General features: G+C 73.7%; 20 protein-coding genes. 10 read left to right on the top strand and 10 right to left on the bottom strand.

Features of this window, described 5'->3' with window-relative positions; all coding sequences use genetic code 11:
* Window positions 1–107: 107 nt before the first annotated feature.
* A complete protein-coding gene (locus tag ACH4B3_RS07875; protein ID WP_398461873.1) occupies window positions 108–488 on the bottom strand; it encodes a helix-turn-helix domain-containing protein in 381 nt (126 codons plus the stop codon).
* Complete coding sequence (locus ACH4B3_RS07870) at window positions 485–736, bottom strand: hypothetical protein (RefSeq protein WP_398461872.1); 252 nt, start codon at window positions 734–736, stop codon at window positions 485–487. Before ACH4B3_RS07870 ends, ACH4B3_RS07875 begins: the two co-directional genes overlap by 4 nt.
* A gap of 119 nt (window positions 737–855) precedes the next feature.
* On the opposite strand from ACH4B3_RS07870, the gene ACH4B3_RS07865 reads away from it, so the two are divergent.
* The 6 genes from ACH4B3_RS07865 (at window position 856) to ACH4B3_RS07840 (ending at window position 8,063) form a co-directional block, all read left to right on the top strand.
* Entirely contained in the window at window positions 856–1,677 is an 822-nt protein-coding gene (locus tag ACH4B3_RS07865) for a TIM barrel protein (RefSeq protein ID WP_398461871.1), read from the top strand.
* A 78-nt stretch (window positions 1,678–1,755) separates the two neighbouring features.
* Window positions 1,756–2,667 (top strand): 2-hydroxy-3-oxopropionate reductase, encoded by a 912-nt coding sequence (locus tag ACH4B3_RS07860; RefSeq protein ID WP_398461870.1) that lies wholly within the window; start codon window positions 1,756–1,758, stop codon window positions 2,665–2,667.
* 3 nt (window positions 2,668–2,670) lie between these two features.
* Complete coding sequence (gcl, locus tag ACH4B3_RS07855) at window positions 2,671–4,392, top strand: glyoxylate carboligase (protein WP_398461869.1); 1,722 nt, start codon at window positions 2,671–2,673, stop codon at window positions 4,390–4,392.
* Between the two features lie 165 nt (window positions 4,393–4,557).
* Window positions 4,558–6,015: a catalase gene (locus tag ACH4B3_RS07850; protein WP_398461868.1), complete on the top strand. Its 1,458-nt coding sequence runs from the start codon at window positions 4,558–4,560 to the stop codon at window positions 6,013–6,015.
* A 402-nt stretch (window positions 6,016–6,417) separates the two neighbouring features.
* On the top strand, window positions 6,418–7,143 hold the full coding sequence (locus ACH4B3_RS07845) for a hypothetical protein (RefSeq protein ID WP_398461867.1): 726 nt from the start codon (window positions 6,418–6,420) through the stop codon (window positions 7,141–7,143).
* Window positions 7,144–7,304: 161 nt separating this feature from the next.
* On the top strand, window positions 7,305–8,063 hold the full coding sequence (locus ACH4B3_RS07840) for a neutral zinc metallopeptidase (RefSeq protein WP_398461866.1): 759 nt from the start codon (window positions 7,305–7,307) through the stop codon (window positions 8,061–8,063).
* Between the two features lie 23 nt (window positions 8,064–8,086).
* On the opposite strand, the gene ACH4B3_RS07835 is transcribed toward ACH4B3_RS07840, so the two are convergent.
* The gene (locus tag ACH4B3_RS07835) at window positions 8,087–8,854 is read right to left on the bottom strand and encodes an alpha/beta fold hydrolase (RefSeq protein ID WP_398461865.1); all 768 of its coding nucleotides are present in this window, start codon (window positions 8,852–8,854) and stop codon (window positions 8,087–8,089) included.
* A gap of 62 nt (window positions 8,855–8,916) precedes the next feature.
* On the opposite strand from ACH4B3_RS07835, the gene ACH4B3_RS07830 reads away from it, so the two are divergent.
* Window positions 8,917–9,504 carry a TetR/AcrR family transcriptional regulator gene (locus tag ACH4B3_RS07830; RefSeq protein WP_398461864.1) on the top strand — a complete coding sequence of 196 codons (588 nt, stop codon included), beginning with the start codon at window positions 8,917–8,919 and terminating at the stop codon, window positions 9,502–9,504.
* A gap of 81 nt (window positions 9,505–9,585) precedes the next feature.
* Here the strand turns inward: ACH4B3_RS07830 and ACH4B3_RS07825 are convergent, their stop codons facing one another.
* Both ACH4B3_RS07825 and ACH4B3_RS07820 read right to left on the bottom strand, forming a co-directional pair.
* The gene (locus tag ACH4B3_RS07825; protein WP_398461863.1) at window positions 9,586–11,277 is read right to left on the bottom strand and encodes an AMP-binding protein; all 1,692 of its coding nucleotides are present in this window, start codon (window positions 11,275–11,277) and stop codon (window positions 9,586–9,588) included.
* Window positions 11,274–12,968, bottom strand: coding sequence for an AMP-binding protein (locus ACH4B3_RS07820; RefSeq protein ID WP_398461862.1), 1,695 nt, complete (start codon window positions 12,966–12,968; stop codon window positions 11,274–11,276). The genes ACH4B3_RS07825 and ACH4B3_RS07820 overlap by 4 nt, the downstream gene beginning before the upstream one ends.
* Window positions 12,969–13,123: 155 nt before the next feature.
* On the opposite strand from ACH4B3_RS07820, the gene ACH4B3_RS07815 reads away from it, so the two are divergent.
* Window positions 13,124–13,918, top strand: coding sequence for a response regulator transcription factor (locus ACH4B3_RS07815; RefSeq protein ID WP_398462317.1), 795 nt, complete (start codon window positions 13,124–13,126; stop codon window positions 13,916–13,918).
* A 377-nt stretch (window positions 13,919–14,295) separates the two neighbouring features.
* On the opposite strand, the gene ACH4B3_RS07810 is transcribed toward ACH4B3_RS07815, so the two are convergent.
* Complete coding sequence (locus tag ACH4B3_RS07810; RefSeq protein ID WP_398461861.1) at window positions 14,296–15,399, bottom strand: winged helix DNA-binding domain-containing protein; 1,104 nt, start codon at window positions 15,397–15,399, stop codon at window positions 14,296–14,298.
* A 212-nt stretch (window positions 15,400–15,611) separates the two neighbouring features.
* On the opposite strand from ACH4B3_RS07810, the gene ACH4B3_RS07805 reads away from it, so the two are divergent.
* Window positions 15,612–16,760 (top strand): magnesium and cobalt transport protein CorA, encoded by a 1,149-nt coding sequence (locus tag ACH4B3_RS07805; RefSeq protein ID WP_398462316.1) that lies wholly within the window; start codon window positions 15,612–15,614, stop codon window positions 16,758–16,760.
* Window positions 16,761–17,324: 564 nt separating this feature from the next.
* On the opposite strand, the gene ACH4B3_RS07800 is transcribed toward ACH4B3_RS07805, so the two are convergent.
* Window positions 17,325–17,681 carry a hypothetical protein gene (locus tag ACH4B3_RS07800; RefSeq protein WP_398461860.1) on the bottom strand — a complete coding sequence of 119 codons (357 nt, stop codon included), beginning with the start codon at window positions 17,679–17,681 and terminating at the stop codon, window positions 17,325–17,327.
* A gap of 536 nt (window positions 17,682–18,217) precedes the next feature.
* Between ACH4B3_RS07800 and ACH4B3_RS07795 the strand changes: the two genes are divergently transcribed.
* Window positions 18,218–18,517 (top strand): DUF6506 family protein, encoded by a 300-nt coding sequence (locus tag ACH4B3_RS07795; protein WP_398461859.1) that lies wholly within the window; start codon window positions 18,218–18,220, stop codon window positions 18,515–18,517.
* Between the two features lie 379 nt (window positions 18,518–18,896).
* Here the strand turns inward: ACH4B3_RS07795 and ACH4B3_RS07790 are convergent, their stop codons facing one another.
* The 3 genes from ACH4B3_RS07790 to ACH4B3_RS07780 all read right to left on the bottom strand — a co-directional run bounded on the left by ACH4B3_RS07790 (window position 18,897) and on the right by ACH4B3_RS07780 (window position 24,147).
* Complete coding sequence (locus ACH4B3_RS07790) at window positions 18,897–21,401, bottom strand: glycoside hydrolase family 6 protein (protein WP_398461858.1); 2,505 nt, start codon at window positions 21,399–21,401, stop codon at window positions 18,897–18,899.
* Window positions 21,402–21,478: 77 nt separating this feature from the next.
* Window positions 21,479–22,648 (bottom strand): XdhC family protein, encoded by a 1,170-nt coding sequence (locus tag ACH4B3_RS07785; protein ID WP_398461857.1) that lies wholly within the window; start codon window positions 22,646–22,648, stop codon window positions 21,479–21,481.
* Window positions 22,649–22,680: 32 nt separating this feature from the next.
* Complete coding sequence (locus ACH4B3_RS07780; protein WP_398461856.1) at window positions 22,681–24,147, bottom strand: NCS2 family permease; 1,467 nt, start codon at window positions 24,145–24,147, stop codon at window positions 22,681–22,683.
* Window positions 24,148–24,309: the final 162 nt, after the last annotated feature.

The following is a 24,309-nucleotide window of genomic DNA, read 5'->3' as shown; positions in this document are numbered from 1 at the left end:
CTAGGAGCCCCTGGCACAAGACGTCAACACTTTGTTGAAAACTTCCGGTAACAAGCGTGAACGGCGGCGGGCCGCGGGGAGCGCCGGCGAACGGCGCCCCCGCGGGGTCAGTCGCCGTTCCGCGCAGCGCTCTCCCGGTTGAGGTAGTTGTAGACCGTGAACCGGCTGACGCCGAGCGCCCCGGCCACGGTCTCCACCCCGTGCCGCACCGAGAACGCCCCGCGCTGTTCCAGGATCCGCACCACCGACTGCTTGGTCTTCCGGTCGAGCTGCGACAGCGGTACGCCGTGCCGGCGTTCCAGCTCGGCGAGGATGTGGTCCAGCGAATCGGACAGGTGCGGCAGCCGCACGGCCACCACCTCCCGGCCCTCCCAGGACAGCACCACGTCGTCGCCCTGAGCGCATTCGGGGGCCACCATCTCGCCCCCCATGGCGTCGACCAGCGGCTTGACCGCCGCGACGAACGGCTGGTCGGCGGCTGCGGTCACCCCTCCCCCTCCCCGACGACGTTGACCTGCAGGGAAACCCGGGTGGCCCCGGCGGCCAGGGACTGCCGCAGCAGCTCGCCCACGGCGGCGAGCACCGCGTCGGCCCGGCCCTCCGCGGTGTTGCCGAACGGCCCGACGTCGACCGCGTCCAGTTCGGCGGACTGCACCACCTCGCGGGCCACCACGGCATGCGGTGGGGCCTCGTCGAGGTCGAACGGCTCGGTGGTGAATTCAACCCTCAATCTCACGCCGCCAACCTAACGCGCGGCACGGCCGATCGGGCAGCCCCACTTGACAGCCTCCCGTGAGCCACTGCAATCTTCCATCACACAGAAACTGACTTCCGCAATACGGAAGGAGCGCACCAGTGGGTTTCCAGGACCAGCGCTTCGATGTGAACCTCTCGATCCTCTTCACGGAGCTTCCGCTGCTGGAGCGCCCCGCCGCCGCGGCGGCCGCCGGCTTCGACGCGGTCGAGCTGTGGTGGCCCTGGATCGACTCGCCCACCCCGGCCCAGGCCGAACTCGACGCCCTGCGGTCCGCCTTGACCAAGGCCGGGACCCAGCTCGTCGGCCTGAACTTCTACGCCGGGCAGCTCCCCGGGCCCGACCGGGGCGCGCTCTCCCTCCCCGGTGAGGAGTCGGACCGCTTCCGCGCCAACATCGACGTCGCGGCCGACTTCGCCGGATCGGTGGGCTGCAAGGCGCTCAACGCGCTGTACGGCAACCGGGTCGAGGGCGTGGACCCGCAGGTCCAGGACAGCCTCGCGCTGGAGAACCTGGTACTCGCGGCCCGCGCCGCGGACCGGGTGGGCGCGACCCTGCTGATCGAGGCGCTCAACGCGCCGGAGTCCCCGCGGTACCCGCTGGTCAGCGCGCCCGCGGCGATCGAGGTGGTGGACAAGGTCAACGCGGCCACCGGCCTCGGCAACGCCGCCTTCCTGCTGGACCTCTACCACCTGTCGATGAACGGCGAGAACCTGCCCGAGGTCATCGACGCCTACGCGGCCAAGACCGGTCATGTGCAGATCGCGGACAACCCCGGCCGCGGCGCCCCCGGCACCGGCTCGCTCCCCCTGGAGCAGCTGCTCGACCAGCTCTCCAAGGCCGGCTACGACGGCTGGGTGGGCCTGGAGTACAAGCCCGGCGACCGCCCGAGCGCCGAGGCCTTCGGCTGGCTCCCGGCCTGAGCCCGGTGCGTCCCCGGTGCGGCCCCGGCGACCGCACCCGCCGACTGAACTTTCGTACCACCTCAGAGAGGCACCCTCATGAGCAACCCCGCAGACTCCGCCCGGCCCGCGATCGCGTGGATCGGGCTCGGGATCATGGGCTCCCCCATGTCCGAGAACCTGATCAAGGCGGGCTACTCCGTCACCGGCTACACCCTCGAGCAGGACAAGCTCGACCGGCTCACCAAGGCGGGCGGCACCGCCGCCGCCTCCATAGCCGAGGCCGTCAAGGACGCCGACGTGATCATCACGATGGTCCCGGCCTCCCCGCAGGTGGAGGCCATCGCCTACGGCGAGGACGGCATCCTGGCGAACGCCCGGCGCGGCGCCCTGCTGATCGACATGTCCTCCATCACCCCGCAGACCTCCGTCGACCTGGCCAAGGCCGCGGCCGACCAGGGCATCCGGGTGCTGGACGCCCCGGTCTCCGGCGGCGAGGCCGGCGCCATCGAGGCGGTGCTGTCCATCATGGTCGGCGGTGAGCAGGCGGACTTCGACACCGCCAAGCCGATCCTGGAGGCCCTCGGCAAGACCATCGTGCTGTGCGGCCCGCACGGCTCCGGCCAGACCGTGAAGGCCGCCAACCAGCTGATCGTGGCGGTCAACATCCAGGCGTGCGCCGAGGCCGTGGTCTTCCTGGAGAAGTCCGGGGTGAACCTGGCCGCCGCGCTGGACGTGCTCAACGGCGGTCTGGCCGGCTCGACCGTGCTGACCCGCAAGAAGGACAACTTCCTGAACCGGGACTTCAAGCCCGGCTTCCGGATCGACCTGCACCACAAGGACATGGGCATCGTCACCGACGCGGCCCGCAACGTCGGCGCCGCCCTCCCGGTCGGTGCCGTGGTCGCCAACCTGGTCGCCTCGCTGCGCGCCCAGGGTGACGGCGGCCTGGACCACTCCGCGCTGCTGCGCGGGGTCGAGCGGCTCTCGGGCCAGAAGATCGGGGGCTGACTCATGGCTCTGCGCAAGATGCCCGCCATGGAGGCGGTCGTCCACGTCCTGAAGTCCGAGGGTGTCGACATCGCGTACGGCTGCCCGGGCGCCGCGATCCTCCCGCTGTACAAGGCGATGGAGACGGTCGGCGGGATCGACCACCTGACGGTCCGCCACGAAGAGGGCGCGACCCACATGGCCGACGGCTGGGCCCGGACCACCGGCAAGGTCGGTGTCGCCATCGGCACCTCCGGCCCGGCCGGCACCAACATGATCACCGGTCTGTACACCACGATCGCGGACTCCATCCCGATCATCTGCATCACCGGTCAGGCCGCCTCCACCAAGCTGCACCAGGAGGCGTTCCAGGCGGTCGACATCGTCGACATCGCCAAGCCCGTCACCAAGTGGGCGGTGCAGATCAAGGAGGCCGCGCAGGCGCCGTGGATCTTCCGCGAGGCGTTCCGCATCGCGCGCTCCGGCCGCCCCGGCCCGGTGCTGATCGACATCCCGGTCGACGTCGCGCAGCGCGAGATCTGGTACGACCCGGAGATCGACGCGCCGCTGGCGGTGGAGACCGTCAAGCCGCACCTGCCGCGCGTCGAGGCGGCGCTGGACCTGCTGCTGGCCGCCGAGAAGCCGCTGATCCTGGCGGGCGGCGGTGTGATCATCGCCGAGGCCTCGGACGAGGTGCGCGAGCTCGCCGAGCTGCTGCGGATCCCGGTGCAGGTCACCCTGATGGGCAAGGGCGCCATCCACGAGGAGCACGAGCTGTACTCCGGGATGACCGGTGTGCAGACCTCCCAGCGGTACGGCAACCAGTCCTTCCTGGAGTCCGACACCGTGCTCGCCGTCGGAGCCCGCTTCGGCGACCGGCACACCGGGCAGCTGGACACCTACCGGGGTGAGCGCAAGTTCATCCACGTGGACGTCGAGGCCACCCAGATCGGCAAGGTCTTCGAACCCGACCTGGGCATCGTCTCGGACGCCAAGCTGTTCCTGCGCGCGCTGATCGACGCCGCCCGGGCCCGCGAGCTCAGCCGCGCGGACGGCGCGTGGGTGGCGCGGGTCCAGGAGCTGCGGCAGACCCTGACCCGGCGCGAGGACTTCGACGACATCCCGATCAAGGCCCCGCGGGCCTACAAGGAGATCAACGAGGTCTTCGACGAGAACACCTACTTCGTCACGGCGATCGGGCTCTACCAGATCTGGGGCGGCCAGCACCAGAAGGCCTACCACCCGCGCCACTACCAGATCTGCGGCCAGGCGGGCCCGCTCGGCTGGGAGATCCCGGCGGCCATCGGCGTGAAGAAGGCCCTGGAGAACCAGGGCAAGGACAACGAGGTCGTCGGCATCGTCGGTGACTACGGCTTCCAGTACATGGTCGAGGAACTCGCGGTCGCGGCCCAGTACAACGTCCCGTACGTCATCATCATGCTCAACAACGAGTACCTGGGCCTGATCCGCCAGGCGTCGATCCCGTTCGACATGAACTACCAGGTGGACATCCACTACGACGAGTACGGCTCCGACAACGTCAAGATCATGGAGGCGTACGGCTGCTCCGGCACCCGCGTCTACGACCCCAAGGACATCCGCAGCTCGCTGGAGTGGGCCCGCAAGGAGACCCAGACCACGCGGCGGCCGGTGCTCGTGGAGATCATGATCGAGCGTGAGGCCAACACCCCGCACGGTCCGTCGATCGACGCGGTGAAGGAGTTCGAGCCGCTCCCCGGGGCCTGACGGCCCCTCCCCTGAGTTCCGCCCGGCGGCGCTGACCTGTCCTGTCGCGCCCAAAGTGCCGCCGGGCGGCACCCTTCCACACCATTGACATTTTGTTGAAGCAATCCCTAGTGTCCGCGATACGGAAATGCGCTACCGCTGGGCAGTAGTCACGGAAGGTCCGCCATGCCAAAGCACACGCTGACAACTGAGTCGGGCGCCCCTGTCGCCGACAATCAGAACTCCGCCACCGCCGGCCCCGGCGGCCCGCTCCTCCTCCAGGACCAGCACCTCCTGGAGAAGCTCGCCCGGTTCAACCGCGAGCGCATCCCGGAGCGCGTGGTCCACGCCCGCGGTTCCGGGGCGTACGGCCACTTCGAGGTCACCGACGACGTCTCCGACGTGACCCGCGCCGCCTTCCTCGCCACCGTCGGCAAGCGCACCGAGGTCTTCCTGCGCTTCTCCACCGTGGCCGACAGCCTCGGCGGAGCGGACGCGGTCCGCGACCCGCGCGGCTTCGCGGTCAAGTTCTACACCGAAGAGGGCAACTACGACCTGGTCGGCAATAACACCCCGGTCTTCTTCATCAAGGACCCGATCAAGTTCCCGGACTTCATCCACTCCCAGAAGCGCGACCCGTTCACCGGCGTGCAGGAGGCGGACAACGTCTGGGACTTCTGGGCACACGCCCCGGAGGCGACGCACCAGGTCACCTGGCTCTTCGGCGACCGCGGCATCCCGGCCTCCTACCGCCACATGAACGGCTACGGGTCGCACACCTACCAGTGGACCAACGCCGAGGGCGAGGCGTTCTTCGTCAAGTACCACTTCAAGACCAACCAGGGCGTGCGCTGCCTCTCCGCCGAGCAGGCCGCCGAGACCGTCGGGCAGGACGCCAACAGCCACCAGCGCGACCTGGTGCAGTCCATCGAGCGCGGGGTCTTCCCCTCGTGGACGCTGTACGTGCAGGTGATGCCGGCCGCCGAGGCCGCCGAGTACCGCTTCAACCCGTTCGACCTCACCAAGGTGTGGCCGCACGCCGACTACCCGCTGCGCCGGGTGGGCCGCCTGGTGCTGGACCGCAACCCCGACAACGTGTTCGCCGAGGTCGAGCAGGCCGCCTTCTCGCCGAACAACTTCGTGCCCGGCATCGGCCCGTCCCCGGACAAGATGCTCCAGGGCCGGCTCTTCGCCTACGCCGACGCGCACCGCTACCGGCTGGGCGTCAACCACACCCAGCTCCCGGTGAACGCGCCCCGGGCGACCACCGCGTCGAACTATGGCCGGGACGGCCTGATGGCCACCAACAGCCAGGGCCGCCACGCCAAGAACTACGAGCCGAACTCCCACGACGGCCCGGCCCAGACCGACCAGCCGCTGTCCGCCCCGCTGGCCGTCACCGGCTGGACCGGCACCCACGCCGCCCCGGCGCACACCAAGGACGACGACTTCTTCCAGGCCGGCGAGCTGTACCGGCTGATGTCGGCGGACGAGAAGGAGCGCCTGGTCGCCAACATCGCGGGCGGCCTCTCCCAGGTCACCCGGGACGACGTGATCGAGAAGAACCTCGCGCACTTCCACGCCGCCGACCCCGAGTACGGCAAGCGCGTGGAGGCCGCGGTCCGCGCCCTGCGCGAGGACTGAGACCCGGCGGCCACCGCCCGACGGTCCGGCCGGTGGCCGCCGGCCGGCACCCGCCGGCCCCGTGAGATCCGCCCGGCGGCGCGAACGTCCTGCAGCGCACGCAGCCTCGCTCCGTCGGGCGGCCACCACCTCCGCCACACCACGTCCGACGTTCGTCACATCCGCCACATCGTTCACCTCCGGCCCCATCCGTCACCAGACCGCCTCCGGCGCGTCAACCACCGGTGACGTGCCGGAACCCGTCCGCCACGGAAAGGGGTGATTCCCCTTCCGTGGCGGTGTGCTTGGTGGAGCATGGTCGGTGGGAGCACGGGCAGCGGGCCGGCGCGGACGCCGGAGTACCCCGCCGCCGGCGGTGCCGCCCGTGTCCCGCCGCCCACGGAACCCTCGCTGGAGCCGCAGATGACCCGGAGTGTGACGGTGCGTTGCCCGGTGTGCCGCCACGAGCAGTCGTTCGCCCCGCCGACCTTCCCCTGCTCCTGCGGAGCGCCCGTCACCCTGCCCGTCCCGCCCGACGGCACCCCGGAGGTGCTCGCCCACCGCACCTGGGAGGACTGCTGGGTACTGGTGGGCTGCCCCACCTGCGCGCGCCGCGCGCACTGGCCGCAACCGGAACTCGGCTGCCCGTGCGGCACCGTCATCCGGGTGCCGGTCACCCCGTCCCCGGAACCCGCGTCCGAGGGAACCGCGAGCGGCACACCGGAGTCCGCCGCGCCCGGCGCCGCGGAGCCGCTGCGCCGCCCCGCGTTCCGGCCGGTGACCATAAGGACCTCCCGGGACGCGGTCAACGCCGCCGCCCAGTACCTGCGCTGGCTGGGATTCGGCGGGCTCCGCCACCCGGAGAACCGGTCCATGACCGGTGTGGACCTGCGCGGTGACGGGCTGGTCGCCCAGGTGGACCCGACGACCCACCCGACCACCGTGCGGGAGGTGGAGTGCCTGTTCCTGACCGCGTTGCGGGACTCGGTCAGCGCGGTGTTCTTCTCCCTGGCGGGGTACGCCCGGGACGCCCGCAGGCGCGCCGACGAGCTGCGGCTGCCGCTGTTCGTCATGGATCTCACCGGAACCCCGCAGCCGGTGAACGACCCCGCCGACGAGCTGATCCGCAGCGGCCCGCCCGGCCGCTGACCCGCCGCCGCACCCGCCGTCCGGCCCGCCCCGGCCCGGCGGAGCCGGCGGGGTGCCCCCGCCCGGGCCCGGCCGGCGGTCCCGGCGGTCTTGCGATCATGACCCGGGGCGAGTTCCGTGGGGAGCACAGCCGCCCCGCGAGCGTTCGGCCGGAGACCGTGATGGCTGCTAGCTGGTACGCACGGGCGGCGACCGCACTGGTCGCCGCCCTCGCCCTGATGGCCGGCTGCGGCCTCGGCGACGACGGCGACACTCCGGAGCCGACCCCGACCCCGTCACCCACCTCGCCGCCGCCCGGCTCCCCCCGCTCACCGACCGCCCCGGCCACCCCGCCCGCGGACGGTGGGGACGACACGGTGCGGGAGGACGTGGAGGCGGCGGTGCGGGTGACCGACGCGTACTGGTCGAAGCACTGGGGCGACCTGTTCACCGGCTCCTACCAGCCGCCCCGGCTGCTGGGCGCCTACGACGGCGCCACCCCGCCGGTCCCCGGCTGCGCCGGGGAAGCGCTCCCGGACGACAACGCCGTCTACTGCCCGGCCGGCGACTACGTCGCCTGGGACCTCGACCTGATGTCGCGCGGGCACCAGGCCGGCGACGCCTGGGTGTACCTGGTGATCGCGCACGAGTGGGGGCACGCCATCCAGCAGCGGCTCAGCGCCGAACTGGTCAGCCGGGCCGCCGAGTTGCAGGCCGACTGCCTGGCCGGGGCAGCGCTGTTCGGCGCCGAGCGGGACGGCACGCTGCGGTTCGAGGAGGGCGACACCCAGGAGCTGAACCAGGCCCTGACGGCGCTCGCCGACGAGACCCCGTGGACCGACACCACCGACCACGGCGACGCCGGCGAGCGCATCGCCGCCTTCGACAAGGGTGCCCGCTCGGGCGTCACGGCCTGCCTGCCGGAGGACGCCCTGCGCTGACCCGGCCCGAGCCGGGGCGGCGCCTACCTCGCGGCCCGGTCCGCGGGGCAGGCCGCGGGACCGCCGGGCGGCCGCGCCCCGGCCAGCGAGGCGGCGTCGAGCACCACCCGGGCGACGGCCGCCGGATCGGCGAGCGGGCCGAGGTGCCCGTGCCGCGGCAGCAGGTACAGGCGTCCCTCCCGGCAGGCGCTCAGGAAGCTCCGCTCGTCGCGGCGGAACGGATCGCGCTCGCCGTTCACCAGCCACACCGGCCCGGGATACGTACGGAGCGCGGCCGCCGGGTCCAGGGCGTGCACCGCCCGCACCGCGCTCGGCACGACCTCGCAGGACAGCCCGCCCCGGACCATCGCCTCGCCCGGGGGGCCGGGCAGCGCGCGGCGCATCCCCCAGGCGCTGAGCCGGTCCGCGGCCTCCGGGTGCGCGGCCGCCAGTCGGGCCCCGCCGCGGTAGGCGGCGCCCAGCAGCCCGCGCGGCCGGAGGGTGCACCCCATGGCCACCAGTCCGGCGACCCGGCCGGGGTGGCGGTGCGCGGTGGCGACCGCCACGTAGCCGCCCAGCGACAGACCGGCCACCAGGGCCCGCCCGCCGAGCCGGTCCACCGCCCCGGCGACCGCCTCGACCGCCCCGGCCATGGTGAAGGGCTCGCCGCGCCGGGCCCCGTGGCCGGGCAGGTCCGGCGCGGCGGTGGGGTGGCGGTCCCCGACGCACTCGCGCACCGGTCCCCACATCGTGCCGCTCACCCGGATGCCGTGCACGAAGACGACGGGCAGCTTCTCCTCGATGGATGCCATGCCCGCACGCTAGCACCAAACGCAACGCACCGTTGCGTTGTATTCGATGGTACGGTGCCGCCATGCGCGAAGGAGTGTCCGGCACCGGCCGCGGCGCCGGCCCCCGCCGGTCCCAGGAGATCTTCGAGGCCACCCTCGACCTGCTGGCGGCACAGGGCTACGAGGGCCTGACCGTCGAGGGCGTCGCCGAGCGGTCCGGGGTCAACAAGACGACCCTGTACCGGTGGTGGCCGTCCAAGGGGGCACTGGTGAGCGCGGCGCTCACCGGCGCCGGGCGGCTGGGCCTCCGGGTCCCGGACACCGGCACCCTCCGGGGCGATCTGGAGGCGATCGTACGGCAGGTGGTGGACCTGCTCACCGCTCCCCCGACCTCGGCGGTCGCGGTCGCGGCCCTGGGGGCCGTCACCCACAGCCCCGACCTCGCACGGTCGGTGCGCGGCTTCTTCGCCGACCGGCTGGCCCGCGAGCGGGAGGTGTTCGAGCGCGCCGTCGCCCGGGGCGAACTGCCGCCGGACGCCGACCCGGTGCTCCTGATCGACCTGCTGGCGGGGGCCGTCTGGCTGCGCGTCGTGCTGCGCCAGCAGCCCGTCGAGCCGGACTTCGTGCCCCGCGCCGTCGACACCGTGCTCCGGGGCGCCGCCACCCGCTGAACGCCCCTGGCGCTCCCTGAACGCCCCGGCCCGCCGGGGGACGCCGGGGCGGACCGTCCACGGGTCCGCCCCGGGGTCTCCTCAGCCGGAGGCGGCCTCCGCGGCCGCCGGCAGGCCGAGCGCACGGGCGCCGTCCTCACGGAGTTCGATCTTGCGGACCTTGCCGCTCACCGTCATCGGGAAGCCGTCCATGATCCGCAGATAGCGGGGGACCTTGAAGTGGGCGAGCCGGCCCCGGCAGTAGCGGACGAGTTCGTCCCGCCCGATGGGATCGGCGGGGTCGGCGGGGATGACGCAGGCCAGGATCTCCTCCCCGTACTTCTCGTCGGGGACCCCCACCACCTGCACGTCGGCGATCTTGGGATGGGTGTGCAGGTACTCCTCGATCTCCCGCGGATAGACGTTCTCCCCGCCCCGGATGATCATGTCCTTGATACGGCCGACGATCTGCACGTACCCGTCCTCGCGCATCACCGCCAGGTCGCCGGTGTGCATCCAGCGGGCGGCGTCGATCGCCTCCGCGGTGCGGTCGGGCTGCTCCCAGTAGCCGAGCATCACCGAGTAGCCGCGGGTGCACAGCTCACCGCTGGTGCCGCGGGGCACGGTGACCCCGGTGGCCGGGTCCACGACCTTGACCTCGATGTGCGGCATCACCCGGCCGACGGTGCCGGTGCGGCGTTCGATGTCGTCGTCGCGGCGGGTCTGGGTGGAGACCGGCGAGGTCTCGGTCATGCCGTAGCAGATGGACACCTCCGCCATGTGCATGCGCTCCACGACCCGCTTCATCACCTCCACCGGGCAGGGCGAGCCGGCCATGATCCCGGTGCGCAGCGAGGAGAGGTCGTAGCCGTCGAAGTCCGGCAGATTCAGTTCGGCGATGAACATCGTCGGCACGCCGTAGAGCGAGGTGCAGCGCTCGGCCTGGACCGCGGCGAGGGTGGCGGCCGGGTCGAAGGAGGGCGCCGGGATCACGACGCAGGCGCCGTGGCTGGTGGCGGCGAGATTGCCCATCACCATCCCGAAGCAGTGGTAGAAGGGGACGGGCACGCAGACCCGGTCCCGCTCGGTGTAGCCGAGCATCTCCCCCACGGAGTGACCGTTGTTGAGGATGTTGTGGTGGGAGAGGGTGGCGCCCTTGGGGAAGCCGGTGGTGCCGGAGGTGTACTGGATGTTCACCGGGTCGTCGCAGGAGAGCTGGGCCTCCCGCTCGGTGAGCCTGTCCGGCGGCACCCGGGTGCCCGCGGCGATCAGCCCCGCCCAGGTGCGGTCCTGGATGTAGACCACGTCACGCAGGTCCGGGCAGTCGGCGCGGACCTGTTCCACCATGCGGCGGTAGTCGCTGGTCTTGTGCCGGACGGAGGAGACCAGGACCGAGATACCGGCCTGGCGCAGCACGTACCGCAGCTCGTGGACGCGGTAGGCGGGGTTGAGGTTGACCATGATGGCGCCGAGCCGCGCGGTGGCGTACTGCACGAACATCCACTCCGCGCAGTTCACGGCCCAGATGCCGACCCGGTCGCCCTTCCCCACCCCCTTGGCGAGCAGGCCCAGCGCCACCTCCTCCACCGCCCGGCCGAACTCCGCGTAGGTCCAGCGGCGGCCGGTGGGGACGTCCACCAGCGCCTCCCGGTCGCCGAACCGCCGGACCGCCCGGGCCAGGTCGGCGCCGATGGTGTCGCCGAGCAGCGGGGTCCCGCCGGTGCCGGCGGCGTACGACAGCTCCCCGGCCGGGGCTGCCGCGGCGGGTGGCGTCGCGGGCGTCAGGGAGGTCATGAGGTCTCCTCGTGGAACTCGGTGCCGCCGCCCTGCGCGGTCCGCTCACGCAGCTCGATACGGCGGATCTTGCCGGACACGGTCTTGGGCAGCTCGGCGAACTCCAGCCGCCGGATGCGCTTGTACGGCGCGAGGACGGCCCGCGAGTGGGCGAAGAGCACCTTGGCGGTCTCCGGGCCCGGTTCCCAGCCGGCCGCCAGCACCACGTACGCCTTGGGGACGGCGAGCCGGATCGGGTCGGGGGCCGGCACCACCGCCGCCTCGGCGACCGCCTCGTGCTCCAGCAGCGCGCTCTCCAGCTCGAAGGGCGAGATCTTGTAGTCGGACGCCTTGAACACGTCGTCGGCGCGGCCGATGTAGGTGATGTAGCCGTCGGCGTCCCGGACCCCGATGTCCCCGGTGCGGTAGTGGCCGCCGGCCATGGCCTCGGCGGTGCGCCCGGGGTCGCCTTCGTAACCGGTCATCAGGCCCACCGGGCGCCCGGACAGGTCCAGGCTGATCTCCCCCTCGTCGCCCGGCTCGCCGGTCACCGGGTCCAGCAGGGCCACCGCGAACCCGGGGGTGGGGCGGCCCATCGAGCCGGGCTTGAGCGGCTGGCCGGGGGTGTTGGCGACCTGCACGGCGGTCTCCGTCTGCCCGAAGCCGTCCCGGATGGTGACGCCCCAGGCGCGCCGCACGGACTCGATCACCTCGGGGTTGAGCGGCTCGCCCGCGGCGACCGCCTCGCGCGGCGGGGTGCGCAGCTGGGTCAGGTCGGCCTGGATGAGCATCCGCCAGACGGTGGGCGGGGCGCAGAAGGTGGTCACCCCGGCCCGCTCCATCTCGGCCATCAGCCGGGCCGGGTCGAACCGGCTGTAGTTGTGGATGAAGACCGTCGCCTCGGCGTTCCAGGGCGCGAACAGGTTGGACCAGGCGTGCTTGGCCCAGCCCGGTGAGGAGATGTTGAGGTGGACGTCACCGGGCTTCAGCCCGATCCAGTACATCGTGGCCAGGTGGCCGACGGGGTACGAGGTGTGGGTGTGCTGGACGAGCTTGGGCTTGGCGGTGGTGCCGGAGGTGAAGTACAGCATCAGCGGGTCGGTGGCGGCGGTCGGCCCGTCGGGGGTGAACGGCGCCCCCGCAGCGGGGTCGGTGTAGGCGTCCTCGTAGCGCAGCCAGCCGGCCGGCCGTTCACCGCCGGGGCCGTCGCCGACCATGATGCGGGTGTAGTCGCCGGGCACCTCGGCGAACTTGCCGGTGTCCTCGGCGCGCACCAGCACGTGCCGGGCCCGGCCGCGTTCGATGCGGTCGGCGAGGTCGAGCGGCCCGAGCAGCGGGGTGGCCGGGATGACGACGGCGCGCAGCTTCATCGCGGCGAGCGCGGTCTCCCACAGCTCCGCCTGGTTGCCCAGCATCACCACGATGCGGTCGCCGGCCGCCACGCCCCGGGCGCGCAGCCAGTTGGCCGCCCGGTCGGAGCGGGCACGCAGTTCGGCGAAGCTCAGCCGGGTCTCCCGGCCGTCCTCCTCGACGATGTGCAGCGCGGTGCGGTCGTTGCCCTCCGCGATCCGGTCGAACCAGTCCAGCGCCCAGTTGAAGTGCTCCGGGCGCGGCCAGCCGAATCCCCGGTACGCCGCCGCGTAGTCCTCGCGGTGCCGGAGCAGGAAGTCCCGGGCCGCGCGGAAGTCGTCGGTCGGATTCGTTGCTGTCACATGTCCTCCTCGTTGCCGTACCGCTCGCTAGCATCGTGCGACGGGTGATCTGGGTCTCACCACCCCCGGACGGGGGTGTCGGCGTTCGGGTTTTCGAGGAGGTGGCCGTGGTGGAACCGGACAGCGCCGCCGAGGTCCGGGCAGCGCTGCAGCGGATGCGGCGGGGCGGCGGGCTGCCGGTGACGTTCGGCGGACTGTTCACCGGGCCCCGGCAGTTCCGCATCTCCGAGCTGAGCGGGACCACCACGCAGTCGCTGCGCGGGCTGGCGATCTCGCCGGGCAACGGCCTGGGCGGGAAGGCGATCACCACCGCCCGGCCGATCGCGGTGCCCGACTACCCGGTCTCCCGGGCGATCAGCCACGAGTACGACGCGGCGGTGGCCGGCGAGGGCCTGCGGGCGGTGCTGGCGGTGCCGGTGGTGGTGCGGCGGCAGGTGCGCGGGGTGCTGTACGGAGCGCTGCGGCAGCCGCAGGCCCTCGGCGACCGGCCGGTGGCGGCGGCGGTGGCGGCGGCGCGCGAGCTGGAGCAGTCGCTCGCGGTGCGCGACGAGGCGCACCGGCTGCTGTCGGTGGTCCGGCAGCCGGTGGACGCCTCTCCCGCGCGGTGGGAGGAGGTCCGGGAGGCGCACGGCGAGCTGCGGGCGCTGGCCCACCGGGTTCCCGACCCCCGGCTGCGGGAACACCTGCTGGCGGTGTGCGCCCGGCTGGCCCGTGCGGCCGCCGGGCCCGGCCGGGAGGGTTCCGGCCCCCATCCGGTGGAGCTGTCGCCGCGGGAGGTGGACGTGCTGGCCTGTGTCGCCTCGGGGGCGACCAACGCGGCCGCCGCGGAGCGGCTGGGGCTGCGGCCCGAGACGGTGAAGAGCTATCTGCGGTCCTCGATGCGGAAGCTGGGGGCGCACACCCGGCTGCAGGCGGTCGTGGAGGCCCGCCGGTCGGGCCTGCTGCCGTGAGCGGCGGGCGGTGACCCGGCGGTGGTCGGGACCGGGCGGCGGGGCGGGGCCGGACGGCGGGCCGGCCGGAGCCCGGAGGACCGAACCGGGGCCGCTCCGGGAACAACCCGGGGCGGGCGGGGCCGGGCGGCGACCCAGGGCCGGGCGGCGGGCGGTGACCCGGGGCCGGTCGGGTCCGGACCGCACCGGACCGGACCGGACCGGACCGGACCGGACCGAGGCAGGATGGCGGTCCGGCGAGACAAGGCGGCGCGGCGAGACGGCACGGCAAGGCGGCGCGGCGAGGCGAGGCGGCGCGGCGAGACGGCACGGCAAGGCGGCGCGGCGAGGCGAGGCGGCGCGGCGAGACGGCAGTCCGGGGCCGGGCCGCGGGCCGTTCAGGCGGCGGTGAAACGGACCTCCGGCCGTGCTCCGGGGGCGTGCATCGCCAGCACGCCGGCCGCCTCCTCCTCCAGCGCCGCCCGGTCGGCGGCGGCGAGCGGCTCGATCGGCTCCACGACCAGGGCCGCGATCCCCTCTCCCCGCTCGATGCGCCAGGTCCCGCGGACGAAGCCGTCCACCAGGAACGCGCAGTACGCCTGGTTGCCCTGCCAGACCCGGCGCCGGGCCGCGTCGCCGATGACCCGGTGGCGGTCGGCGTGGGACAGCAGCAGGTTGTCGTACTCGGGGAGGAACCGCGGCGGCGCCGGGGTGTCCGCCGGCGGGCGCGGCGCGTCCGGGAGGTCGAACAGTTCCACGCCCCGCTCGTCGCGGAAGGTCCGCAGCCGCGGCCGGAGCCCGTCGACCACCTCGCGCAGCCGGGTCAGGCCGCACCAGGTCTGGACGTCCCGCACCGAGGCCGGGCCGAACGCCGCCAGGTACCGCAGCACCATCCGGCCGGGATCGGGCTCCGGGTCGAGCCCGGCGCCCAGCCAGGCCTCGGCGGTGGTGTGCGCGATCGGGCCGCTGCGCCCCCACTGTCCGCGCGGGGTGACCTGCACCAGCGGCAGCACGGTACGCGCGGCCATGGCCAGGTCCTGCCGGTCGCGGTCCGGCCAGTGCGCCCGCAGCGCCTCGCCCAGCGCCTTGAAGGTCAGCGGGCGCTCCTCGGTCAGCTCGCGGGCGAGCACCGCCAGCCGGGCCAGGTCGACCCCGGCCAGCCGCTTCCCCTGGTTCCCCTGGAAGGCCCGGTCGTGCATCGGCTGCACCAGCGGCCGCAGGGTCAGGCAGTCGGCGGCGCCGACCAGGTGGATGGTGGAGCGCATCAGGGAGATCCGCACCACCCGGCGCTCGCCGAGCAGCTCCGACAGGACCTCCGGGCGGAAGCCGTCCAGCCGGGCCGCGAGCGCCTGGTAGGGCGGCTTCACCGCCTGGGCCTGGAGCCCCACGAGATGGTCGACCGCCTGCGGCACGGACAGCTCCGACCGGCGCAGCAGCAGTTGGCGCGCCAGGGTCGCCCGGTTCAGTTCGCGCGTGGTCAGTACCGGTCCGCTCGTCGTCATGGCATGAACGTTACGCACCATCGCGGACAGTTCCGGTCCGCATTACCCGGGCCGGTCGCCGGGGATCGGGCGCCACGGCCGTCACCTTTTGCCACGTATATCCTTCCCCTGGGTGATCGGATCGGACGAGACCACGACGAGGAGAAGGAGGCCTGCCGGTGACCAGCGGTGAGGCTCCCCGCCCCGAGCGCGCTCCCGGCGCCCCGGCCCCGCTGCCGCCGCGCTCGCGCAAGCACTACTCCTGGCTGCGCCCGGCCGCGTCCCGCACCGCCGGGGCCGGCGCCCCGCCGCCCGCCGTACCGCCGCCGCCCGACCATCCGCCCGCCCCCGCCGGCCCGGACACGGTCGTCGAGGCCGCCCTCTACCGGGACGGACGGCGCGTCGGCTCCCCCGGCACCCTCGCCGAGACCTACCGGCGGCTGCGCGCGGAGGGCCCCGGCGGCATGGCGTGGATCGGGCTGCACCGGCCCGGCGAGGCGCAGCTGCTCTCCCTCGCCGAGGAGTTCGACCTGCACAAACTGGCCATCGAGGACGCGATGGAGGCCCACCAGCGGCCCAAGCTGGAGCGCTACGGCGCGACGCTGTTCGTCGTGCTGCGGGCCGCCCGCTACCTCGACGCCCCCGAGGAGGTCGACTTCGGCGAACTGCACGTCTTCGTCGGCCCCGACTTCGTCATCACCGTCCGGCACGGCGCCGCGCCCGACCTGTCGGCGGTGCGCCGCCGGATGGAGGGCAGCCCCGAACTGCTGGCCCTGGGGCCGGAGGCGGTGCTGTACGCCATCCTCGACGCGGTGGTGGACGGCTACGCCCCGGTCGTCGAAGGCGTGCAGAACGACATCGACGAGATCGAGACCGAGGTCTTCCGCGGCCACCCCGAGGTGTCCCGCCGGATCTACGAACTCTCCCGGGAGATGGTGGAGTTCCAGCGCGCGACCCGCCCCCTGGTGGGCATGCTGCACGCCCTCATGGCGGGCTTCGACAAGTACGGCACCGACGACGAACTCCAGCGCTATCTGCGCGACGTCGCCGACCACGTGACGTACACCAGCGAGCGGGTGGACGGCTTCCGCTCCGCCCTCACCGACATCCTCGCGGTCAACGCCACCCTGGTCACCCAGCAGCAGAACGCGGAGATGCGGGCACTGACCGAGGCGGGCTTCGAGCAGAACGAGGAGATCAAGAAGATCTCCTCGTGGGCCGCCATCCTCTTCGCGCCCACGCTGGTGGGGACGATCTACGGGATGAACTTCGACCACATGCCGGAGCTGCACTGGGCCTGGGGGTACCCCTTCGCGATCCTGCTGATGGCGATCGTGTGCACCAGCCTGTACTTCGTCTTCAAGCGGCGGGACTGGCTCTGAGTCCTCCCCGGCGGGCAGCGGGTGCGGTCCGCCGGGGCGTCCGGATCCCTTCATAGGCACGTCCGGTGCGCTTTTCGGCACCGACGAACCCCGAGGCGGCCAGTCGGCGACCGGGGGACGGACTGCGTGGCGGCGTACGTCCTGGGAGGGGCGGCACCCCGCCGAGTCGGATGTCGGGGGGCGAAGGTCGGATCCATCGGGCCCGCGCAGTGCCGGTCGATGTCGCGGAGCCAACGGTCACCGTAACGGCGTCGAGGAGCAGCTCGGGGCTGCCACCTCGGTGGACTGATCGCCGATGCCGAGCACGGCGGGAAGCCCAGGCCAAGAGTGACACCGCCCGCCGTCAACACCGGACGCCTGACCCAGACCCACGGCGGATGCGAGGCCCTGCCCCCATTCTCGCGGCAGGACCCGGCCAGCTGAGAGGCGTGAAGAACGCGGCTATCAAGAAAATCGCAGATGCCGCGAAGCTGAACATCAACGCGAAGAAACCGGCATCCGCCTCCGAATCCCGGTCCAGCATGTCAAGGGTCGCCCACGCCGCGAGCGTCAGACTCCAAAAGCTCACGCGTTGTCCTCAGGCCGCGCCTCCAGATGCACCCCTCCGTCGATCCGCTGTCTGTCAGGCGTCCGCCGCCACCCTTCGACCAGGTCCCGAAGATCGTCGGCGGCTTCCGGGTGCTCACTCAGCAGCGCGGCGAACCGCCCGACCCGTCCGGAGGGGTCCGGTCGGTCGGCGGCGCCGAGCGCGGTGGTCCGGGACGCGTCGAGCTCTCGCTCGACCTCCTCTGCGGCCTGCGGACGGAAGCGGCGCCAGATGGTCACGACTCCATCGCGCGTCTGCTGCCATCCCTCACCGACGAGCAGCGTCACCAGGGACGTGCCTGCGGTGCCAGCCAGTGTGAACAGATAGGGACCCATCGAAGCCCCCGAGATTCCGATCCATCGGGGGGGCGTGCGTTCTCCCGACCGCAACAAGGGCCCCACCGCATCCCAACCCTCCTGAGGCGTAGTGCCGTTGCAGCTCGTGATCGCGACCGGGATCGCTCACGCCCCGATCTCAAGGAAGTCCCGAGCTCCCTTCGGCCTCACGGGCAACTCCTCGCGCATCCCGGACTCTGCCGGTCCACCCAGACCGCACCCCAGGGGTGCGCCGTCCCCCGACCTCGACCACCCCCGGTGCGACTCACTGGCGGCGCCACACGTCACAGGGAGTAGTTGCGGACAGCGGAGCCGCAACCGGGACGGCCGGGTGAGCGGCGCCCTCATCCTGGACAGCGAGTGCTGCCGCGATGCCGGGAAGCCCCCTGGAGCAGTCCGGCCGGGGCGGCGGAAGCGTTCGGTGCCGGACGCGGGGGTGAACTTCGGTCCGGACGGCGCAGCACCGGATGCCCGCGGGGCGCCGGTGCCGTCGGCTGGGGAGGTCAGACCCCACCGATCCGGGAGCGTGCTCGACGATGACACTGGTGCACTGGGCCTTCATCTACCAGGCCGCCGGCGCCGACCCCGGCCGGGACAGCCGGACGGTGCGCCACGAAGGCTGCCGGGTCGACCTCGTCGCCGTGGGTTCGCACGACCAGGCGGTGGGTGAGGCGCGGCGGCTGGCCCGGGACGGGGCCCAGCTGATCGAACTCTGCGGCGGCTTCGGCCCGGTCTGGACGGCACGGGTGATCGAGGCGGTCGACGGCCGGGTGGCGGTGGGCGCCGTCGGGTACGGCGCGGAGTCGATCGAGCGGGTGCACGCGATCTTCTCCTGACCCCCGCCGGGCCCGCCCTTCGGGGGCGGGCCCGGCGGATCACGGCTTCGCGCCGGGGGCCGGGGCCGTCAGGTCAGCGGACCCGGCTGGGGTGAGGGGTCCGGTACCGGGTCGGGTCCCGGCGGGCTGGGCACCGGGTGCGGCGCCGGGCCGGGGGGCGGCTGCGGCTCCGGGCCCGGCACGGGGCCCGGCACCGGGCCGGGCTCCGGACCGGGGCCGGGTCCGGGTGTCGGCGTCGGGGACGGCGGCACCGGGTCGGGGTGCGTGGGCGGAGAGGTCGCGGTCCGCCTGCCGTCGCCGTCGAACTGCCGAGTCATGGAGAACTACCTCCGGATAGGGGGCGTGAGCCCGGGTGTACGGGGTCCGGCCCCGACCGGGTTCACCGTCGTCCGTCACCGGCGCCGGCGGTCGGTGGCCGCGTGGGCCGCCGGCCGTCCGGCACCTCGACCGCTCCCTCGGCCGGGGGCTTGTCCGGGTACCCGTCCTCGCCCGGGTCATACGTGGCCAGGTCCTCCGGGGTCAGCTTCGTCGCCGGGAACAGGCCGCGGGCGCCGATCATCCCCACCCACTCCGGGACGATCCCCGGCCGGGCGAGGCGCACCAGTTCCAGTGCCTGCTCGGCGTACCAGGCCCCCGCCCTGGGTGCGACGGTGCCGCGCTCGGGGTCCTCGGGCCCCGGGGTGCCGCGCAGGCAGCCGCCGTCCGACTCGCCCGGGGTCTTCACCCACAGCGCGGCGTCGTGCAGCGGATCGCCGGTCCGCAGGGTGGGCCGGGCGCCCAGACCGCGGTCGGGCGGATTGCACCAGTCCTGGGGGTCGGGGTGGCGTCCGATCGGCGGGATCCAGGGACCGCGGCCGTTCCGGCTGGTGTCGGTGACGAAGTGCTTCATCCGGGCCGGGTCCACGGGTCCCACCCGGGCGTCCAGCCACGCCCGCGCATGGTCGCGGGGCCAGTACTGGCTGGGGCAGGACGCCGGGTCCCCGCCCTGCCCGGCGTACGCGAGACAGGAGGAGATCAACCTGCCGTACCAGGCGTTGGCGTCGTCGGAGCGGTAGCCGGAGACGTTGACGAAGAACCCGGTGGCGCGGTCGACTCCGGCCGCCAGGAGCCGCGGGACGATGGCGGGTACGGCATGCCAGGCGGGGTGTCCCGCGTCGAGGTAGACCCGGGTCCGGGGCAGCGGTTCCAGTGCGTCGACGGCGTAGCCGATCTCCGCGTACCGCGCCGCGGTCCGGGCGTCGGCGGGCTCGGCGGCGAACCGGTGCGGGGTCCTCCCGGCCGCCGCTTGCCCGGTGCCGCCGGGCGCCCCGTTCCCGATGCCGTGGCGGGTCGCGTCGTGGGAGCGGGGGGCTCCGGGGCGGGGGGCCCGGGTGCCCGGGGCCACGGTGGGCGGGGTCCCGGTGGGCGGGGTCCCGGTGGGCGGGGTCCCGGTGGGCGGGGTCCCGGTGGGCGGGGTCCCGGTGCGCGAGGCGCCGGGGCGGGGGGCCCGGGTGTGCGGGTCCCGGGTGTGCGGAGCGTTGGTGTGCGGGGACCGGGTGTGCGGGTCCCGGGCCGGCGGCTCGCCGTCGTGGCGCGGTCCGGGGCCGGGCTCCTGGGCACCCGGGCTCCGGGTGCCGGGTGCCTGCGGGCGAGGGCCGGCCGGGGAGGCGGGCCCCCGACCGGGGCCGGCCGGCCGGGCCGTCGCGGCGCCGGAGTCCGCCGCACCGGGCCGGGCGGGTCCGGAACCCCGCCCGCCGGTCGCCGGGGCGCCCGGCCGGTGACCGGCCGGCTCCGAGCGGCGCGGCGCGGGAGTGCGGCCGGGCGCGCCGGGCCCGGCCGGGGCCGGCCCCCGGTCGGCCATCGGGGGCCGCGCGGGAGCGGGGGCGCCGGGGCGGTGCGGCCCGGCCTCCGGCGATCGGGACGGCGCACCGGGCTCCGGCCCGGCGGTTCCGGCCCCGGGGCGGCCGCGGCCGGTGAGCGGGGGCCAGTCGCGGAAGCGGTCGGAGAGGTCGCCGATCCGTGACCAGTCCCAGCTCCCCTCCCGTCCGCCGGGGGCGCCCTCCTCGCCGCCCGCGTCCGCCGCCGGCCTCCCGGGGCGGTCGGCCTCCGGTTCGCCGGTGTCCCGGTCGGGGTCCGGCTCCCGGTCCGCGTCGTCCTCGTCCCCGTCGTCCTCGTCGTCCCCCTCGTCCTCGTTCCCGTCGTCCCCCTCGTCCTCGTTCCCGTCGTCCCCCTCGTCCTCGTCGCCGTCGTCCCGGTCCTGGTCGCCGTCGTCCTCGTCGGGGTCCGCGTCCGGGGTCCAGCCGTCGGCCGCGTCGGGGTCCCGCTCGTCCCGCTCGCCGTCCGGGTCCTGCGGATCGGTGCCGTCGCCGGGCGGGCAGTCCTGGGGCAGCAGGGCGAGGGCGTCCGGCTCCAGGACCACCAGGGCCTCGCGGTCGCCGATGCCGCGGGCGACGGCGTCGATCCACGCCCGGTAGGCGCGGCTGTCCCGGGCTCCGCCGGCCGAGTAGTTGCCGCAGTCGCGTCCCGGCACGTCGTAGAGGGTGAGCACCGGCACCTGGTGCCGGCGGGCCGCCGCCCGGGTGGTGTCCCGCACCTCCCGCTCCACCTCGGCGGGTGGCTGGTCCCCGTACCAGACGGCGTGCGGGGTGCGGATCATGGCGAGCAGGCCGGCGGCGTCCCGGTAGGCACCGGCCTTCGTCAGCCGCAGCAGATGGCGGTACGCGTCGGGGTCGGCGGGCGGGGTGTGGAGGCGGGTCCCCGGCGGCGTCGCCGATCGAGGCCCGGGGTCCGCCGCGGCTCCGGCCGGCAGCGGGGCGGCGGACGGCTCCCTGACGGCCGTCCCGGCGAGGACGGTCAGTCCGGCCAGCACGGTGAGTGCGGTGAGGTGTCGACGTCGTGTGCGCACGCCTCCCATTCCCGCGCGGGCACGGGGCGGCGGCAACCGCGGCCTACTCCGGGTGGCGCACGCCGACTGACTGGCCGTCAGGCCACGGAGCCGAACCGCCCGTGTCCGGCGGGGGGTTCGCCGTCGTGGTGGATCGGCGTATGAGCACCCGTCAGGGGGACCCCGCTGCCGCCGCGCCGGTGGGCCACGATCTCCGCGGCGATGGACAGGGCGGTCTCCTCCGGGGTGCGGGCCCCGAGGTCGAGGCCGATCGGGGAGCGCAGCCGGGACAGCTCGATCTCGGTGACCCCGGCCTCCCGCAGCCGGCCGAGCCGGTCCAGGTGGGTGCGCCGGGATCCCATCGCCCCGACGTAGGCGACCGGCAGCCGCAGCGCCCGCACCAGCAGCGGTACGTCGAACTTCGCGTCGTGGGTCAGGACGCACAGCACGGTGCGGCCGTCCACCTCGGTCGCCTCCAGGTACCGGTGCGGCCAGTCGACCACCACCCGGTCGGCGTCCGGGAAGCGCTGGGCGGTGGCGAACACGGGACGGGCGTCGCAGACGGTCACGTGGTAGCCGAGGAAGCCGCCGATGCGGGCGAGCGCGCCGGCGAAGTCGATCGCGCCGAAGACGATCATCCGGGGCGGCGGGACGCTGGCCTCCACGAGCAGTTCCAGCGGCTCGCCGCACTGACTGCCGTCGGCGCCGATGGTGACGGTGCCGGTGCGCCCGTTGTCGAGCATGGCGCGGGCCGTCCGGGCCGCCGTGCGGTCCAGGGCCGTGCCGGCCGCCACCGGGCCCCCGGTGAGGGTTCCGGTGTGGCCGCCGTCGGGCCGTACCAGCAGGGTGCGGCCGAGCAGGGCGGCCGGGCCGGCGGTGACCCTGGCGACCGCCGCCGCCTCCCCGCCGGCGGCGGCCGCGAGCGCGGCGGCGTGCACCGCGCGCTCGGGGTCCGCCGACCGGACCGGGGAGACAAGGACGTCGATGGCGCCGCCGCAGGTCAGGCCCACGGCGAAGGCGTCGTCGTCGGAGTAGCCGAAGCTCTCCCGTACGGTCTCGCCGCTCTCCAGCGCCTGTCGGCACAGTTCGTAGACGGCGGTTTCCACACACCCGCCGGACACGCTGCCGACCGCGGCTCCCGCGGCGTCGACGGCGAGCGCCGCGCCGGGTTGCCGGGGCGCGCTGCCGCTGACGGCCACCACGGTGGCGACGGCGAAGTCACGCCCCTCCTCGCACCAGCGGTGCAGATCGGCAGCGATGTCCAGCATGGGTGATCAGCTCCTAGCCCGACCGGGTCGGCTCACTTGGCACCGAGCCAGTGCTCGATGGGGTTGAGTCCGAAGTAGACGATGAAGACGCCGGTCAGTACCCACATGAAAGCCCCGGGCTCGCGGAATTTCCCCTGGGCGGCCTTGATCGCGGTGTAGGAGATCACGCCCGCCCCGACTCCTGCGGTGATGTTGTAGGTGAACGGCATCAGCGTCACGGTCAGGAAGACCGGGATGGACACCGCCTTGTCGCTCCAGTCGATGTGGGCGGCCGCGCTCATCATCATCGAGCCGATGACGACCAGGGCCGCCGCGGCGACCTGCTTGGGCACGAGCTGGGTGAGCGGTGTGAAGAAGAGGCAGGCGGCGAAGAACAGGCCCGTCACCACGGAGGAGAGGCCGGTCCGGGCCCCCTCACCGGCTCCGGAGGCCGACTCGATGAAGACGGTCTGGCCGGAGGCGCCGCTGACGCCGCCGATCGCGCCGCCCGCGCCGTCCACGAACAGGGCCCGGGACAGGCCGGGCATGCGGCCCTTGTCGTCCGCGAGCTTCGCCTCGGTGCCGACGCCGATGATGGTGGCCATCGCGTCGAAGAAGCCGGCCAGCACCAGGGTGAACACGATCATGGTGACGCTGATCGCGCCGATCTGGTCCCAGCCGCCGAACTCCACGTCGCCGAAGAGGCTGAAGTCCGGGGAGGAGACGGCGCTGCCGTGCAGCTCGGGGGTGGTGCCGCCCCAGTCCTTGTCGGTGAGGCCGCCGATCTTGGTGACCACGATCGACAGGACGGTGCCCACGACGATGCCCAGGAGGATCGCGCCGGGGACCTTGCGGGCCTGCAGCATGAAGATCAGCAGCAGGGTGACGGCGAAGAAGAACACCGGCCAGCCGACGAGCTGGCCGCCGGCGCCGGTGCCGAGCTGTACCGGCCCGCCCTCGCCGACGCCCACGAAGCCCGCCTTGACCAGGCCGAGCAGCGCCACGAACATGCCGATGCCCATGGTGATGGCGTGCTTGAGCGGCAGCGGGATGGCGTTCATGATCATCTCGCGGAGTCCGGTGACCACCAGCAGCATGATCACGACGCCGTAGATGACGCACATGCCCATGGCCTGCGGCCAGGTCATGTTGGGGATGACCTGGCTGACCAGGGCCGCCGACACGTTGAGGCCGGCCGCCAGGGCCAGCGGCACCTTGCCGATGAAGCCCATCAGCAGGGTGGACAGCGCCGCGGCGAACGCGGTGGCCGTCACGAGGGGGGCGTGGGCGAGGACGGTGCCGTCGACGTCGTCGACGGTGCCCAGGATCACCGGGTTGAGCAGGAGGATGTAACACATCGCCATGAAGGTGGTGATGCCGCCGCGCACCTCCTGCGCGACCGTGGATCCTCTGTCGGTTATGTGGAAGTACCGGTCGAGCCATGACCGTCCGGCCGAGGGACGGGAGCCCGTGCCGGCGTCCTCCGGGGACGTGCTGGGCTCGACTGTTGACTGGGTCATGCGGTGCCACTCCCAAGGTTCACAGGGGCACCCGCGCAGGCGCACGGGATTTGGGATGGAGCTCTGGCATCACGACCCGGGGGACGGCCCGGAGCGGTGGTGCGGTGTCCTCGCCTGGCCGGCGAGGCGTGGGGGGTGTGCTGCCCCCTGCGGGGCAGGGGG

It is taken from the genome of Streptomyces sp. NPDC018031, from assembly GCF_044327625.1.
In the GTDB taxonomy this organism is placed as follows: Bacteria; Actinomycetota; Actinomycetes; order Streptomycetales; family Streptomycetaceae; genus Streptomyces.
The sequence above is the reverse complement of the archived record's forward strand: the minus strand, read 5'-3'. Positions and strand labels throughout refer to the sequence as shown.

What these genes read in the sequence shown, in the direction of transcription:
- ACH4B3_RS07860 (WP_398461870.1), top strand. Translation starts at nt 1,756, where the DNA reads ATGAGCAACCCCGCAGACTCCGCCCGGCCCGCGATCGCGTGGATCGGG.
- gcl (WP_398461869.1), top strand. Translation starts at nt 2,671, where the DNA reads ATGGCTCTGCGCAAGATGCCCGCCATGGAGGCGGTCGTCCACGTCCTG.
- ACH4B3_RS07850 (WP_398461868.1), top strand. Translation starts at nt 4,558, where the DNA reads ATGCCAAAGCACACGCTGACAACTGAGTCGGGCGCCCCTGTCGCCGAC.
- ACH4B3_RS07845 (WP_398461867.1), top strand. Translation starts at nt 6,418, where the DNA reads ATGACCCGGAGTGTGACGGTGCGTTGCCCGGTGTGCCGCCACGAGCAG.
- ACH4B3_RS07840 (WP_398461866.1), top strand. Translation starts at nt 7,305, where the DNA reads ATGGCTGCTAGCTGGTACGCACGGGCGGCGACCGCACTGGTCGCCGCC.
- ACH4B3_RS07835 (WP_398461865.1), bottom strand. Translation starts at nt 8,854, where the DNA reads ATGGCATCCATCGAGGAGAAGCTGCCCGTCGTCTTCGTGCACGGCATC.
- ACH4B3_RS07830 (WP_398461864.1), top strand. Translation starts at nt 8,917, where the DNA reads ATGCGCGAAGGAGTGTCCGGCACCGGCCGCGGCGCCGGCCCCCGCCGG.
- ACH4B3_RS07825 (WP_398461863.1), bottom strand. Translation starts at nt 11,277, where the DNA reads ATGACCTCCCTGACGCCCGCGACGCCACCCGCCGCGGCAGCCCCGGCC.
- ACH4B3_RS07815 (WP_398462317.1), top strand. Translation starts at nt 13,124, where the DNA reads ATGCGGCGGGGCGGCGGGCTGCCGGTGACGTTCGGCGGACTGTTCACC.
- ACH4B3_RS07810 (WP_398461861.1), bottom strand. Translation starts at nt 15,399, where the DNA reads ATGACGACGAGCGGACCGGTACTGACCACGCGCGAACTGAACCGGGCG.
- ACH4B3_RS07800 (WP_398461860.1), bottom strand. Translation starts at nt 17,681, where the DNA reads ATGGGTCCCTATCTGTTCACACTGGCTGGCACCGCAGGCACGTCCCTG.
- ACH4B3_RS07795 (WP_398461859.1), top strand. Translation starts at nt 18,218, where the DNA reads ATGACACTGGTGCACTGGGCCTTCATCTACCAGGCCGCCGGCGCCGAC.
- ACH4B3_RS07785 (WP_398461857.1), bottom strand. Translation starts at nt 22,648, where the DNA reads ATGCTGGACATCGCTGCCGATCTGCACCGCTGGTGCGAGGAGGGGCGT.
- ACH4B3_RS07780 (WP_398461856.1), bottom strand. Translation starts at nt 24,147, where the DNA reads ATGACCCAGTCAACAGTCGAGCCCAGCACGTCCCCGGAGGACGCCGGC.